Genomic DNA, 15,457 nt, shown 5'->3' on the forward strand with positions numbered 1-15,457 from the left:
CAGGAGGAAGTATGTTTTGGACGGAATTATGTTTTATCCTTGTGGCCCTGATGATAGGCGCCAGGATCGGCGGCGTATTTTTAGGGATGGTCGGCGGGTTAGGCGTCGGCGTGATGGTTTTTATTTTTGGCCTGACGCCTTCTACGCCACCGATTGATGTTATTCTGATTATTCTTTCTGTTGTCCTGGCGGCCGCTTCTTTACAGGCCTCCGGCGGGCTGGATTTACTGGTCAAACTGGCGGAAAAAATTCTGCGTCGCCACCCGCGTTACATTACGTTATTAGCGCCGTTTATCTGTTATATCTTCACTTTTATGTCAGGAACGGGGCATGTCGTTTATAGCTTGCTACCGGTTATTTCTGAAGTCGCACGGGATTCAGGTATTCGACCGGAACGTCCTTTATCTATTTCCGTTATCGCATCGCAACAGGCGATCACCGCCAGTCCTATATCTGCCGCCATGGCGGCGATGATTGGTTTAATGGCGCCGTTGGGCGTCTCTATTTCAACCATAATGATGATTTGCGTGCCCGCCACGTTAATCGGTGTAGCGATGGGGGCAATAGCGACCTTTAATAAAGGAAAAGAGTTAAAAGACGATCCGGAATATCAACGTCGGCTTGCTGAAGGGTTAATTAAACCTGCGCAGAAAGAAAGTAAAAATACGGTGGTCACTTCGCGCGCCAAATTGTCGGTGGCGTTATTTCTGACCAGCGCGATCGTTATCGTTCTGTTAGGACTGATTCCGGCGCTGCGGCCCATGGTGGAAACAGCGAAAGGGCTACAACCGCTTTCGATGTCCGCCGCTATCCAGATTACGATGCTCTCTTTTGCCTGCCTGATTGTGTTGTTATGTCGGCCGCAGGTCGATCAGATTATCAGCGGTACGGTATTTCGGGCGGGCGCGCTGGCGATTGTCTGCGCCTTCGGCCTGGCCTGGATGAGTGAGACGTTCGTGAATGGTCATATCGCGTTGATTAAGGCAGAAGTGCAAACTCTATTGCAACAGCATACCTGGCTTATCGCCATTATGATGTTTTTCGTGTCCGCTATGGTCAGCAGCCAGGCGGCAACGACGTTAATTTTGTTGCCGCTGGGGCTGGCGTTAGGGTTGCCCGCTTATGCGTTAATCGGCTCCTGGCCTGCCGTTAACGGCTATTTCTTTATTCCGGTGGCAGGGCAGTGTCTGGCGGCGCTGGCGTTTGACGATACCGGTACGACGCGTATCGGCAAATATGTGCTTAACCATAGTTTTATGCGTCCGGGATTAGTTAACGTAATTGTCTCGGTCATTGTCGGGCTGTTAATAGGAAAAATGGTTCTGGCCTGATTGTTATTCATGTTTTTATAGCACACGTCACTTATTATTTTTAATTCAGAGGAAGAAAATGAAAATCAGAGTTTTCATGGCCGCCGTGTTGCTGCTCATCAGCCACTGTGTATTTAGCTCAACGTCACTACCGCATATTGTTATTCTCGCGACAGGCGGCACTATCGCCGGGACGGCAGCCAATAATACACAAACCGCCGGATATAAATCCGGTGAACTTGGCGTGCAAACATTAATAAACGCCGTGCCGGAAATGAATAATATCGCTCGCGTTGACGGCGAGCAGGTGGCGAATATTGGTAGCGAAAATATGACCAGCGATATTATCCTGAAACTTTCACAGAAGGTAAATGCGTTATTGGCGCGGGACGATGTTGACGGTGTGGTCATTACTCATGGCACTGACACGCTCGATGAAACCGCCTACTTTCTTAATTTGACCGTGAAAAGCGACAAACCGGTGGTGTTTACCGCTGCAATGCGGCCCGCGTCGGCAATCAGCGCCGATGGCGCAATGAACCTGCTGGAAGCGGTCACGGTGGCTGCTGACCCGAATGCGAAGGGACGCGGTGTGATGGTGGTTTTAAACGATCGTATTGGTTCGGCTCGCTTTGTGACGAAAACTAATGCCACGACTCTGGATACCTTTAAAGCGCCGGAAGAGGGCTATCTGGGGGTCATCGTTAATGGTCAGCCACAGTTCGAAACGCGGGTGGAAAAAATTCATACCCTGCGATCTGTTTTTGACGTACGTAATATCAAAAAATTACCCAATGTGGTGATTATTTACGGCTATCAGGACGACCCGGAATATATGTATGATGCGGCGATCGCCCATCACGCGGACGGTATTATTTATGCCGGAACCGGCGCAGGTTCGGTCTCGGTACGCAGCGACGCGGGGATTAAAAAAGCGGAGAAAGCCGGGATTATCGTGGTGCGCGCTTCCCGCACCGGAAACGGCGTAGTACCGTTGGATAAAGGGCAGCCAGGGCTGGTGTCTGACTCGCTCAACCCGGCGAAGGCGCGGGTGTTACTGATGACGGCATTAACTCAGACGCGTAATCCGGAACTGATCCAGAGTTATTTCAGTACGTATTAATCATGAAGGCCTGTGCGCCCACCCTCGAAGATGGGCGCACAAGATATTAACGCATGGTCACAAACTCTTCCGATGCGGTCGGGTGAATAGCGACGGTATTATCGAAGTCTTTCTTGGTAGCGCCCATCTTCAGCGCCACTGCGAAGCCCTGCAACATTTCATCCATGCCGAAGCCGATACCGTGGATACCCACAATTTTTTCTTCCGGCCCGACGCAGACCAGCTTCATACGGCACGGCTGGCGGTGCGTCGTCACCGCGGTATACATAGCGGTAAACGATGATTTATAGACTTTCACTTGCTCGTCGCCGTACTGCTCGCGCGCCTGCGGCTCGCTTAACCCGACGGTGCCGATAGGCGGATGGCTAAAGACCACGGTCGGGATGTTGCTGTAGTCCAGATGCTCGTCCGGCTTGTTGTTAAACAGGCGTTCGGAGAGACGGCGACCGGCGGCGACGGCGACTGGCGTTAACTCCACTGCGCCGGTGTTATCGCCAACGGCGTAAATGCCTTCAACGTTGGTATTCTGGAATTTATCGACAATGATGTAACCTTTTTCATTGGTTTTCACGCCCGCTGCCGCCAGATTAATATTGTCGGTCGACGGTTCGCGACCAATGGCCCAGATCAGGCAATCAACGGTTTCACTGCGGCCATCTTCCAGTTCCAGAGTCAGACTGCCGTCGGCGTTTTTTACCACCGCTTTCGGCACGGCGTGAGTATGCAGTTGCGGGCCTTCGGCGTTCATCACCTCAACCAGCGTTTCGCTAATCATCGGGTCAAAACTGCGCAGCGGCGCATGTTTACGGACAAACAGATGCGTTTTCGCCCCTAGCGCGTTGATAACGCCAGCCAGTTCAACAGCGATATAACCTGCGCCTACCACCGCGACGCGCTCCGGCAAGGCAGACAGCGCAAAGAAACCGTCGGAATCAATGCCGTATTCCACGCCTGGAATGCTCGGATGGCTCGGACGGCCGCCGGTAGCGATCAAAATATGGTCGGCGGTGATGGTTTCGCCGTTCACTTCAATGGTTTTGGCATCGACAAAGCGGGCAAAGCCTTTAATCACATCCACGTTATTTTTGCCCAGCACGTTGTCGTATGAAGTATGGATGCGGTCAATATACGCGGTACGGCTGGCAATCAGCTTGCTCCAGTCGAACTGATTAATCGTGGTGTCAAAACCGTAGTCCGGGCCATACAGATGAATCGCTTCACGAATCTGCGCGGCATGCCACATCACTTTCTTCGGCACGCAGCCCACGTTAACACAGGTACCGCCCAGCTCTTTGGCTTCGATGAGCGCGCATTTCTGGCCGTACATAGCGGCGCGGTTAATCGAGGCGATACCGCCGCTGCCGCCGCCGATAGCGATGTAATCATAGTGTTTGGTCATGACCGCTCCTTTATGTTCGTTGTCGGACGGATAGATTCTGCGCTACCCGCCAAAATATTCGCGATTGTATACCTGAAGGTGAAAGGTTCCACCGATGGCTGTGATTACTCCGGCACGATCCAGCTTACCGAAGTGTGTCCGTGACCGTTTGGCGCCAACCTGCTGTGCAGCCACGGTAGCACGTTGTTCATCTGCTGCTCCAGTTTCCACGGCGGGTTAACCACGATCATACCGGACGCCGTCATCCCGCGCTGATCGCTGTCCGGGCGGATCGCCAGCTCAATTTGCAGGATTTTACGGATGCCGGTGGCCTCCAGCTCATGAATCATGCGCTTAATTTGCTGGCGGAGCACCACCGGATACCATAGCGCGTATGTCCCGGTGGCGAAACGTTTATAACCCTCGCTGATGCCGCTGACTACCGCCTGGTAGTCGGTTTTCATTTCATAAGGCGGGTCAATGAGGATCAGACCGCGGCGGGAAACCGGCGGCAATTTGGCTTTCAGTTGCTGATAGCCGTCAGCGCGTTCCACGCGGGCGCGGTTGTCTTTTTGAAACTCCGCGCGCAACAGTGGGAAGTCGCTGGGATGCAATTCCGTGAGTTGCAGACTGTCCTGCTCACGCAGCAACTGGCGGGCGATTAACGGGGAGCCCGGGTAGTAGCGTAACTGCCCGCTGCGGTTGAAATGTTTTACGACGCTAATATACGGTTCCAGTTCGGCGGGCAGATCGTCCTGCTGCCAGATACGGGCGATGCCTTCCAGATACTCTCCGGTACGTTCAGCATGTTCGCTGCCCAACTGATAACGCCCCGCGCCCGCGTGCGTGTCCAGATAGAGAAACGGTTTTTCTTTCTCTTTTAGCGACTCGATGATCAGGCTCTGAACGGTATGTTTAAGGACGTCGGCGTGGTTGCCAGCGTGAAAGCTGTGACGATAACTGAGCATGGATGCAGATATTCCGGGAAGTAAACAAGTTAGCCGATAGTTTACCGCAGATCCGTAGAGATTACCGCTCTTGCGCTTTTATCGCCGTTGGCCAGGAGGAAAAACAAGTAGGCTGTGGCGTCAGAGCGTAAATAACGTCAATGAAGTGATGCAGGCGTCTGGATTGGCCTGTTTCACGGTCTTAAGGAAGGTGGCAAAATTTCGATTGAATAGGGTGTAGTTATGAAGGAAGCGCGTCTGTTTTCTTTGCCCTTCCGCTGTTATCCAGTCGACTGACCAGACTGAACGACCACTGACTCTCGTTGTTCCCGGTTTCGCCTCAATAATGCTGGTGAGTGGTATCGCGGTGGTGATACCGTCCGCGACTTCATAGAGTACTGCATGTCAAAGTAGTAATCCGCGTTATAGCCGCGAGAACTGCCAAATTTTCGCAGCATCAGCGAAGAAGATGAAATTAATTTACGGCCATCTTGCAGATGCTTACTCCGACGGAAAATTTTTCGCCCAGGGAAAATAAAGAAAACAATAAATATCAGTACAATAACCTGTAATAACGTGGTCATATACAATCCTTGTATTCCAGAAACGAAAAAGTTGAGAATATTATACATGGGCAGTTTGCGCAAAAATGACAACGATTGATGCCACGGCCCTGTTTTCAGAAAAACGCCCATGAAAAACCTATCTGAATTTAACGCTAATCATGCCGCGACGCGTCCACCGACTTACCCCTGTCGGGTCTTATTCTGAAATCGTTTTTATTATGATGATAGTGCTGGTTTTACCTTGTTTATTTGATTAAAACGATAGCGCTAATAATAGAAAAGAAAGGATTCATTGATGTTCCATTATGGAAAATGTGTCGTTCGCACGCTGTTTTTATTACTGGTTTGCTGTTCGCTGTCGGGCTGTCTTTCATTTGGGCTGATACTTGCCACCGATAAAGATGGCAATCGTCATCAGTCTACCTGGAAATCGGATACCGTTACCGCGCTTTCCTTAGGTAAAGATAGCAACGGGAAAACGGGCTGGGTGTTTGTTGGCGAACATTTTGACTACCTGTTGACCCAGGGCGGCGATAATGTGGTGGCGCTGTTAAAAGATGCGACTATTCGCCGGGATAAAATGCGAGTAAAGGATGGTGTTAAATTCCTGATTGATACAGATAAGAAGGAGTTTACGGGTGAAGTCAATGTGACTTACGCCTGGGTGGACGAGAAAGATAAACTGGCGGCGGTAGGCTATGGGTTTATTTGTGCAGACGGCGCGGTAAATTGCACGCTATCCGTCATGGACCTGAAGGGGACTATCCATCAGAAAAATAAAGATCAGAGCGTTACTCAGCAGCTAGCGTTTTACCATCCTTTCACCGTTGAGTTCTATCAGTATCAGCGCAGTATGTCCGGGGCAAAATTTGGCAGAGTGTTGCTGCCGGTAACTTTGGCGCTGGATATTGTCACTATGCCGCTACAGCTACTGATCTTCAGTCGTTAAAATTGGATTCAGCAGCAATGCCTACGTTCGGATGCTGGCGTTGCTGCACGGGTGAAATGAGCGCCCACCATCATTGAAATTCCCCCAACTATCCCCCATTCTAGATCCATAGCGAAAGCGCGATAGAGCGCTTCATTTCTTTTTTAGACCAGGACTGCGCATATGACCAATCCATTACTAACGTCTTTTTCACTGCCGCCTTTTTCTGCAATTAAACCGGAGCATGTGGTGCCTGCGGTCACCAAAGCGTTGGCCGATTGCCGGGCGGCGGTAGAAGGCGTTGTGGCGCATGGCGCGCCGTATAGCTGGGAAAACCTCTGCCAGCCGTTGGCGGAAGCCGACGATGTTCTGGGGCGTATTTTCTCGCCAATTAGCCACTTAAACTCGGTGAAAAATAGCCCGGAGCTGCGTGAAGCCTACGAACAGACGCTGCCGCTGTTGTCGGAATACAGCACCTGGGTTGGCCAGCATGAAGGGTTGTACAACGCGTACCGCGACCTGCGCGACGGCGATCATTACGCCACTCTGAATACCGCGCAGAAGAAAGCGGTTGATAACGCGCTACGTGATTTTGAACTGTCCGGCATCGGCCTGCCGAAAGAGAAACAGCAGCGTTACGGCGAAATCGCCACCCGCCTGTCTGAGCTGGGCAACCAGTACAGCAATAATGTGCTCGATGCCACCATGGGCTGGACGAAGCTCATCACCGACGAAGCCGAGCTGGCGGGAATGCCGGAAAGCGCGCTCGCCGCCGCTAAAGCCCAGGCGGAAGCCAAAGAGCAGGAAGGTTACCTGCTGACTCTGGATATCCCGAGCTATCTGCCAGTGATGACCTACTGCGACAACCAGGCGTTGCGTGAAGAGATGTATCGCGCCTATTCCACTCGTGCCTCCGACCAGGGGCCGAACGCCGGTAAGTGGGATAACAGCCCGGTGATGGAAGAAATTCTTGCGCTGCGCCATGAACTGGCGCAACTGCTGGGCTTCGAAAATTATGCCCATGAGTCACTGGCCACCAAGATGGCGGAAAATCCGCAGCAGGTGCTCGATTTCTTAACCGATCTGGCGAAACGCGCCCGTCCGCAGGGGGAAAAAGAGCTGGCCCAGCTGCGCGCCTTCGCCAAAGCCGAATTTGGCGTTGAGGAACTGCAACCGTGGGATATCGCGTACTACAGTGAAAAGCAAAAACAGCACCTGTACAGCATCAGCGATGAGCAGCTACGTCCGTACTTCCCGGAAAACAAAGCCGTGAATGGCCTGTTTGAAGTGGTGAAACGTATTTACGGCATCACTGCCAAAGAGCGTACTGACGTTGATGTCTGGCACCCGGAAGTGCGTTTCTTTGAACTGTATGACGAAAATAACGAGCTGCGCGGCAGCTTCTACCTTGACCTGTACGCGCGCGAACACAAACGCGGCGGGGCGTGGATGGACGACTGTGTCGGCCAGATGCGTAAGGCGGACGGCACATTGCAAAAGCCGGTCGCTTATCTGACCTGTAATTTCAACCGTCCGGTGAACGGTAAACCCGCTCTGTTTACCCATGACGAAGTGATCACCCTGTTCCACGAGTTTGGTCATGGCCTGCATCATATGCTGACCCGCATTGAGACCGCCGGGGTCTCCGGTATCAGCGGCGTGCCGTGGGACGCGGTCGAACTGCCAAGCCAGTTTATGGAAAACTGGTGCTGGGAGCCGGAAGCGCTGGCGTTTATCTCCGGCCACTATGAGACCGGCGAACCGCTGCCGAAGGAACTGCTGGATAAAATGCTGGCGGCGAAAAACTATCAGGCGGCGCTGTTTATTCTGCGTCAACTGGAGTTCGGTCTGTTTGATTTCCGTCTGCATGCGGAATTTAACCCGCAGCAAGGAGCGAAAATTCTTGAGACGCTCTTTGAAATTAAAAAACAGGTCGCCGTGGTGCCGTCACCGACATGGGGCCGCTTCCCACATGCATTCAGCCATATCTTTGCTGGCGGCTATGCGGCAGGCTACTACAGCTATCTGTGGGCCGACGTACTGGCGGCGGACGCTTATTCCCGCTTTGAGGAGGAAGGCATTTTCAACCGTGAGACCGGTCAGTCGTTCCTTGATAACATCCTGACTCGTGGTGGTTCTGAAGAGCCGATGGAACTCTTTAAACGCTTCCGTGGCCGTGAACCACAACTGGACGCGATGCTGGAGCATTACGGGATTAAAGGCTGATTTTACGTGCAAATCTGCTTAATGGATGAAACGGGCGCCACAGACGGCGCCTTATCTGTTCTGGCTGCCCGCTGGGGACTGGAGCATGACGAAGACAACCCGATGGCGCTGGTGATGACGCCGCAACATCTGGAGCTGCGCAAGCGCGACGAACCGAAGCTCGGCGGCATTTTCGTCGATTTTGTTGGCGGCGCGATGGCCCATCGACGTAAGTTCGGCGGCGGGCGCGGCGAAGCGGTGGCGAAAGCTGTCGGTATCAAAGGCGATTATCTGCCGGATGTGGTTGATGCCACGGCCGGACTGGGGCGCGATGCGTTTGTACTGGCGTCCGTCGGTTGCCGCGTGCGGATGCTGGAGCGTAATCCGGTGGTCGCCGCGTTGCTCGATGACGGTCTGACGCGCGGCTACGCCGATGCGGATATTGGCGGCTGGCTTCAGGAGCGTTTGCAGTTGATTCATGCTTCCAGCCTGACGGCGTTGACCGATATCACGCCGCGCCCGCAGGTGGTCTACCTCGATCCGATGTTTCCTCACCGGCAGAAAAGCGCGCTGGTGAAGAAAGAGATGCGGGTGTTTCAGTCGCTGGTGGGGCCGGATCTCGACGCCGACGGACTGCTGGAACCGGCGCGTCAGTTGGCGACCAAACGCGTGGTGGTCAAACGTCCCGATTATGCGCCGCCGCTGGCGGATGTCGCGACGCCCAACGCCATCGTTACCAAAGGGCATCGGTTTGATATTTATGCCGGAACCCCTCTGACGGAGTAACGGATTGCCCGATGGCGTTGCGCTTATCGGGCCTACGATTCTCAATTATTTGTAGGCCGGATAAGGCGTAAGCCGCATCCGGCACTGAGTATTACTGTTCGGTACCTGGCGTATTAATCATTCGGTTTAACCACGGCACCATAATGGCCATCACCACGGTGACCGCCAGCGTTACCAGACCAATTTTGCTAAAGACGCCGGTATAAATGGGCAGCGTCTGCAACGGATCGGTGATGTTTTCCGGTACGGCAGTGAAGGTTGCCACATAACCGCCGAGCAGGAAGGCGGCGGCCTGGGTCAGGAACCACATTCCCAGAATAAAGCCCATCAGATGCTGCGGCACCAGAGCGGCGACCATTGCCAGTCCCAGCGCGCTAATCAGCAACTCGCCCAGACTCTGGAACAGATACACCAGCACGATAAACCACGGTGACGTCAGTCCTTGCGCATCGGCAAACCACATCCCGGCGGCGGCGGCGGTCAGAAAACCCAGCGCGCAGAGGAACATGCCGAGCGTAAACTTCATCGGCATAGTTAGATCTTTGCCTTTGCTACCCAGTCGGGTGTAAATCGCTGCCAGTACCGGACTGGCGACGACCACCCAGAATGGGTTCAGCGCCTGAAAACTCACCGGGTTAATGGCGAATCCAAGAATTTCATGATGCACGTTATTAATCGCAAAGAAGTTCAGCGAGGTAGGCATCTGCGCATACAGAATGTAAAACAGCACGGCTTCAATCATCAGAATAAACGCCACGAACATTTTATTGCGGCCGGTTTTATCCAGACGAAACGCTTCGCGAAAGAAGAAAATAGTGACGACGATAGAAAGGACGATGAGCACCAGATTGGCAATCTTAACGTTGTGCATCAGCCAGGCGCAGAGGAAAATCATGACGACGGTGCCGAGTAGTACCAGCAGCAAATTGCGAAAACGTAGCGGTTTATGATCCGGTTCAGAACCGATATTTTTCACCATGCCACGGCAGGCGAAGTACACCAGAAGCGCAACAATTAAACCAGCGCCGCACAGATTATAGGTCACCGCATAGCCAAATTTATCGGCAATCACCGGCGCCAGCGATAGCGATAACAAAGAACCGATGTTAATCGACATATAAAACAGGGTGAAAGCGCCATCCAGCCGGGGATCTTTAGGCTGATAGCATTTAGAGAGCAGGCTGGCGGGATTGGCTTTAAATAACCCGTTGCCCACGGCAATCGTACCCAGTGCGATAAAAATCAGATCGGGATTTAATAGCGACATGCCGGTCATAAAATAGCCAATCGCCAGCACAATCGCGCCCAGGACCAGGGTGCGTTTAGTCCCTAACAGATGGTCGCCAACATAGCCGCCGATGGAGATCAGGCCATAAACCAGCGCCGCAAAAGCGCCAAAGGTAATAAAGGCCTGTTCCTGAGAAAAACCCAATTGTTTAACGAAAAAGACCGCCAGGATGCCCTGGACGCCGTAATAGCCAAATCGTTCCCATAATTCTACAAAAAAGATCATGAAGAATGGACGAGGTTGCTGCAGCAAGCCCGTAGGTGCAGTTGTATTCATATTCCTTCGCCTTTTAATGCCATCCCGAAACGTATGAACGCGTATATCAAAACGCGCCGAAAAGTCTTACCCTGATATAGACTGCGGTTATTAGCCTGATCAATAGGTTATTATGCAAATGATACGCAAACTAATTAGTGGATCACACTAATTATGTTTGGTGTGATGGAATGATGTACTGAGTACTGCGAAGAAGGGGGGATAAACAAAACGCCCACATAAGCGGGCGTTGTTGTTGATAGCCGGAATTTGCCTGATGGTTCAGGCCAACCTGATTGACTATAGACCAGATGCGGTCTTAGCCGCCAGCCGGCACGGCAAGTATTACTCTTCTTCGTCGCGCAGCGGCACAATCAGCATGTCAACGTGAACGGTGTTGATCAGCTGGCGCGCAGAAGACATCAGTTTGCTCCAGAAGTCCTGGTGATGACCGCAAACGACCAGATCCATATCGTATTTCTTGATGGCGTCAACCAGCACCTGGCCCAAATCGCCGCTACCGCTCAGGGTTTCAGTGATAGGGTAGCCAGCGTTGGTAGACAGCTCGGTCAGCGCGTGGTGGGTTTCTTCGGAGATACGTTTCTGCATATCGCCCAGATTGACGTCAATCAGACCGGTGTACAGGTCTGAATAATTCACGTCAACGTGGATGAGGGAGATTTTCGCGTTGTAGGGGCGCGCCATAGAGACCGCTTTTTCAACCAGAACTTTACTTTCCGGGGAGAGATCAACTGCGATAAGAATGTGTTTATAAGCCATAGTGTTACTCCTTCCATAAGTTGTCGATGACCATTGAGCTACTGGCGTTTCTTATGCCGCCGCGTCACCCGCGTCCTGCGAACTCTATGCGCGGGGCTAGCTCAGCCGTTTACCATAACTATCCTTACATTATAGCGACCAGGATAATCCGTCAATCTGCCTTGCTTGCCAGTTAGTTAAACAAAATTTTCAGGGAATTGCATTGATAGTGATTAACCTTCTGGTAAAAAAATTAACTGATCTCCTACAATGTGTATAAGAGCCGTTCGAATGCGGAGCGCTAATATGGACGGCTTTCGTAGTACTCTTTCACTGATTGTCTGGCAGGGTATCGGGGAGCGGTAGTCCCGGAGAGGAACTCCGTGGGCGGGTCGCCGGGGAGGAGATATGATAAGCACCGTCTCACTATTCTGGGCTTTATGTGTCGTTTGCATTGTTAATATGGCGCGCTATTTCTCATCGCTACGCGCACTGTTAGTGGTACTTCGTGGTTGCGATCCTTTGCTCTATCAATATGTCGATGGCGGCGGCTTCTTTACCACGCATGGTCAGCCCAACAAACAGGTGCGCCTGGTATGGTATATCTACGCTCAGCGCTATCGCGATCATCATGATGAAGAATTTATTCGCCGTTGTGAACGCGTGCGCCGCCAGTTTCTGCTGACCAGCGCGTTATGCGGTTTGGTGGTGGTGAGCTTGATTGCGCTCATGATTTGGCACTGAATAAAAAAAGCGGGCCAGTTTCCTGACCCGCTCGTATTAGATAAGCCTCCGGATGACGCCGCTTGTAGCGGCCTATCAGGCCTGTGTCGTTTCATCCTGACAGGCCGGATTAGTGACAGCGCTATCCGGCCCATTTGGCTTAAATAATCTTCAGGGAAAGCCAGTACAGCACGCCGGAAAGAATAATCGCCGCCGGTAACGTAAATACCCAGGCCATCAGAATGCTGGTCACGGTTTTACGCTGCAACCCGCCGCCATCAACGACCATGGTTCCCGCCACTGAAGAGGAGAGTACGTGAGTGGTAGAAACTGGCATACCGGTGTAGCTGGCAAGACCGATAGAGACTGCCGCCGTCATCTGCGCCGACATTCCCTGCGCATACGTCATGCCTTTTTTACCAATTTTCTCGCCGATAGTGGTCGCCACGCGACGCCAGCCGATCATCGTACCAATACCCAGCGCCAACGCCACTGCCATAATGATCCACACCGGCGCATACTCAATGGTGCTTAACATATCGGTCTTCAGCTTTTTCAGCAGGCGCTGGTCATCGCTGCTTACGCCAGGCAATTTCACGACTTTATCGGTCGTGTCGGAAATGCACAGCATAATGCGACGCAACTGACTACGCTGTTCAACGCTTAACTTGTCGTAGCTTTCCACGTTTGCCAGCATCCCTTTCGCACGGTTAAGCGCGTTAATGGTGTTAGCCGGATGGCAGTGGAATTCAGTCGGTTCAGTCGCGCCTGGTTCAGGAGACGGAATCAGTTGGTCAACGCCGGTGACGGCTTTCAGCAGGTCAGGACGCTGCTCAAAGTACGTTTCGACATTGTTGATAGCATCGCGCGTACGGGTGATTTCGTAGCTGGAGGCATTCATATTGACCACGAAACCCGCAGGCGCGACGCCAATCAGCACCAGCATGACCAGGCCAATGCCTTTCTGACCATCGTTCGCGCCATGCGAAAACGCCACGCCGATAGCTGAGAGGATCAGCGCGATACGCGTCCAGAACGGCGGCTTTTTCTTGCCGTCTTTCTTTTCACGTTCGGCTGGCGTCAGGTGGATACGGGCGCGTTTCTTAGTACCGCTCCAGTAGCGGCGCAGCAAGAAAATCAGACCGCCGGCGAATACCAGACCGACAATAGGGGAGATAATGAGTGAACCGAAAATATTGATAACTTTCGGGATGTTAAGCGCATCCACCACTGACGTGCCGGTCATCATCGCATTGGTTAAACCGATGCCGATAATGGCGCCAATCAGCGTGTGGGAACTGGACGCCGGCAACCCGAAATACCAGGTACCGAGGTTCCAGATAATCGCCGCCAGCAACATGGAAAAGACCATAGCGAGGCCGTGCGCGGAACCCATGTTGAGCAGGAGATCCGTCGGTAGCATATGCACAATGGCATACGCCACGCTGAGACCCCCCAGCAAAACGCCAAAAAAGTTAAACACCGCCGCCATGACAACCGCCAGCTGCGAACGCATCGCACGGGTGTAAATCACGGTTGCGACTGCATTGGCTGTGTCATGGAAGCCGTTAATCGCTTCGTAGAACAGCACAAAAGCCAGAGCAAGCAATAATAAAAGCCCGGTATGTAAATCCAGGCCAGCAAACAAATGTAGCATAGGACGTTACGCCATTTTGAGGACATGAACGCGGCGCATTATCAGTGACTTTGGCGGCGCGGGCAAAGTGAAATATAGACTTTTTTTGATGTACTTCGTGCTTTGTTTGATATCACTAAAGAATTATCTTATATATTTCAGATAAATACCATTTTCAGGCGCTTTTCGCGCTGGTGCGACCACTGAGGAAACTTTACAATTCCCGCCCGAATTTGAGAGAGGAAGGCGACGTGGAAAGGTTTGATGCCGTTATTATAGGCGCTGGCGCAGCGGGCATGTTTTGCGCCGCGCAGGCAGGACAGGCGGGTAGCCGCGTGCTGCTCATCGATAATGGCAAGAAGCCAGGACGTAAAATCCTCATGTCCGGCGGTGGGCGCTGCAACTTTACTAATCTTTATGTTGAGCCTGCTGCGTATTTGAGCCAGAACCCCCATTTTTGCAAATCAGCATTAGCCCGCTATACCCAGTGGGATTTTATCGATCTGGTCGGCAGGTATGGGATAGCCTGGCATGAGAAAACGCTGGGACAGCTTTTTTGCGATGATTCCGCCCAACGCATTGTCGATATGCTGGTTGCCGAGTGCGACAAAGGCGGCGTAACGATGCGCCTGCGTAGCGAGGTATTGAGCGTCGAGCGTGATGAGTCGGGTTTCGTACTGGCGTTGAACGGCGAGACGGTGACTACGCAAAAGCTGGTGATTGCCAGCGGCGGCCTGTCGATGCCGGGGCTTGGCGCATCACCGTTTGGCTATAAAATCGCCGAACAGTTTGGTCTCAAGGTGTTGCCGACGCGCGCCGGGCTGGTGCCCTTTACGCTACATAAGCCGCTGTTAGAACAGCTCCAGACGCTGTCTGGCGTCTCTGTGCCCTGCGTGATTACCGCCCGCAATGGCACGGTATTTCGGGAAAACCTACTTTTTACCCATCGTGGGCTGTCCGGCCCCGCCGTTTTACAGATTTCCAGCTACTGGCAACCGGGCGAGTTAGTGAGCATTAACTTATTGCCGGATCTCTCGCTGGAAGACGTTCTCAATGAACAGCGTAACGCGCACCCGAACCAGAGTCTGAAGAACACGCTGGCGATGCATCTGCCGAAACGGTTGGTGGAGTGTTTACAACAGTTGGGGCAGATCCCGGATGTATCGCTCAGGCAGTTGAACGTTCGTGACCAGCAGGCGTTGGTTGACACGCTTACGGCCTGGCAAGTGCAGCCTAACGGCACCGAAGGCTATCGGACAGCGGAAGTGACGCTGGGCGGCGTGGATACAAACGAACTATCATCGCGGACTATGGAAGCGCGCCGCGTGCCGGGCCTCTATTTTATCGGCGAAGTGATGGACGTCACCGGCTGGTTGGGCGGCTATAACTTCCAGTGGGCGTGGTCGAGCGCTTGGGCCTGTGCGCAGGATTTGGCGGCAAAACGCTAAGTACCATTACAAACAATAAGCGAATAGACATCCCGGACAGAGGTGTTAGTATCGATTTATAGCAGTTATGAGTATGCGTGTTTCATTTACGGCCAGGAACGCTGA

General features: G+C 52.7%; 12 protein-coding genes. 7 read left to right on the top strand and 5 right to left on the bottom strand.

Translation table 11 applies throughout. The features are described 5' to 3' along the window. Positions 1 to 11: 11 nt before the first annotated feature. The gene (locus J4728_RS15330) at positions 12 to 1,331 is read left to right on the top strand and encodes an anaerobic C4-dicarboxylate transporter family protein (RefSeq protein WP_000498935.1); all 1,320 of its coding nucleotides are present in this window, start codon (positions 12 to 14) and stop codon (positions 1,329 to 1,331) included. A gap of 58 nt (positions 1,332 to 1,389) precedes the next feature. After that, positions 1,390 to 2,433, top strand: coding sequence for a fructose-asparagine asparaginase (gene fraE / locus J4728_RS15335; protein WP_000702746.1), 1,044 nt, complete (start codon positions 1,390 to 1,392; stop codon positions 2,431 to 2,433). A gap of 46 nt (positions 2,434 to 2,479) precedes the next feature. Here the strand turns inward: fraE and gorA are convergent, their stop codons facing one another. Both gorA and J4728_RS15345 read right to left on the bottom strand, forming a co-directional pair. Then, the gene (gene gorA / locus J4728_RS15340) at positions 2,480 to 3,832 is read right to left on the bottom strand and encodes a glutathione-disulfide reductase (protein WP_000160778.1); all 1,353 of its coding nucleotides are present in this window, start codon (positions 3,830 to 3,832) and stop codon (positions 2,480 to 2,482) included. Between the two features lie 104 nt (positions 3,833 to 3,936). Continuing rightward, positions 3,937 to 4,779, bottom strand: coding sequence for a 23S rRNA (adenine(2030)-N(6))-methyltransferase RlmJ (locus tag J4728_RS15345; protein WP_000954235.1), 843 nt, complete (start codon positions 4,777 to 4,779; stop codon positions 3,937 to 3,939). Positions 4,780 to 5,619: 840 nt separating this feature from the next. Between J4728_RS15345 and J4728_RS15350 the strand changes: the two genes are divergently transcribed. From J4728_RS15350 to rsmJ, 3 genes are all read left to right on the top strand, one after another. After that, a complete protein-coding gene (locus J4728_RS15350; RefSeq protein WP_000469190.1) occupies positions 5,620 to 6,273 on the top strand; it encodes a hypothetical protein in 654 nt (217 codons plus the stop codon). Between the two features lie 162 nt (positions 6,274 to 6,435). Further along, a complete protein-coding gene (prlC, locus tag J4728_RS15355) occupies positions 6,436 to 8,478 on the top strand; it encodes an oligopeptidase A (protein WP_000184178.1) in 2,043 nt (680 codons plus the stop codon). A gap of 6 nt (positions 8,479 to 8,484) precedes the next feature. Then, complete coding sequence (rsmJ, locus tag J4728_RS15360; RefSeq protein WP_001165134.1) at positions 8,485 to 9,243, top strand: 16S rRNA (guanine(1516)-N(2))-methyltransferase RsmJ; 759 nt, start codon at positions 8,485 to 8,487, stop codon at positions 9,241 to 9,243. 91 nt (positions 9,244 to 9,334) lie between these two features. On the opposite strand, the gene dtpB is transcribed toward rsmJ, so the two are convergent. Together dtpB and uspA are read right to left on the bottom strand one after the other, a co-directional pair. Further along, positions 9,335 to 10,807, bottom strand: a complete 1,473-nt coding sequence (gene dtpB, locus J4728_RS15365; protein ID WP_001098275.1) for a dipeptide/tripeptide permease DtpB — start codon at positions 10,805 to 10,807, stop codon at positions 9,335 to 9,337. 324 nt (positions 10,808 to 11,131) lie between these two features. Beyond that, the gene (uspA, locus tag J4728_RS15370) at positions 11,132 to 11,566 is read right to left on the bottom strand and encodes a universal stress protein UspA (RefSeq protein ID WP_000323565.1); all 435 of its coding nucleotides are present in this window, start codon (positions 11,564 to 11,566) and stop codon (positions 11,132 to 11,134) included. 387 nt (positions 11,567 to 11,953) lie between these two features. Between uspA and uspB the strand changes: the two genes are divergently transcribed. Further along, positions 11,954 to 12,289 (top strand): universal stress protein UspB, encoded by a 336-nt coding sequence (uspB, locus tag J4728_RS15375; protein ID WP_000626193.1) that lies wholly within the window; start codon positions 11,954 to 11,956, stop codon positions 12,287 to 12,289. 139 nt (positions 12,290 to 12,428) lie between these two features. Here the strand turns inward: uspB and pitA are convergent, their stop codons facing one another. Further along, the gene (gene pitA / locus J4728_RS15380) at positions 12,429 to 13,925 is read right to left on the bottom strand and encodes an inorganic phosphate transporter PitA (RefSeq protein ID WP_000902764.1); all 1,497 of its coding nucleotides are present in this window, start codon (positions 13,923 to 13,925) and stop codon (positions 12,429 to 12,431) included. Positions 13,926 to 14,155: 230 nt separating this feature from the next. On the opposite strand from pitA, the gene J4728_RS15385 reads away from it, so the two are divergent. After that, the gene (locus J4728_RS15385) at positions 14,156 to 15,352 is read left to right on the top strand and encodes an NAD(P)/FAD-dependent oxidoreductase (protein ID WP_000439234.1); all 1,197 of its coding nucleotides are present in this window, start codon (positions 14,156 to 14,158) and stop codon (positions 15,350 to 15,352) included. Positions 15,353 to 15,457 lie beyond the last annotated feature (105 nt).

It is taken from the genome of Salmonella sp. 32070601201500089SM, assembly GCF_017573605.1.
In the GTDB taxonomy this organism is placed as follows: Bacteria; Pseudomonadota; Gammaproteobacteria; order Enterobacterales; family Enterobacteriaceae; genus Salmonella; species Salmonella enterica.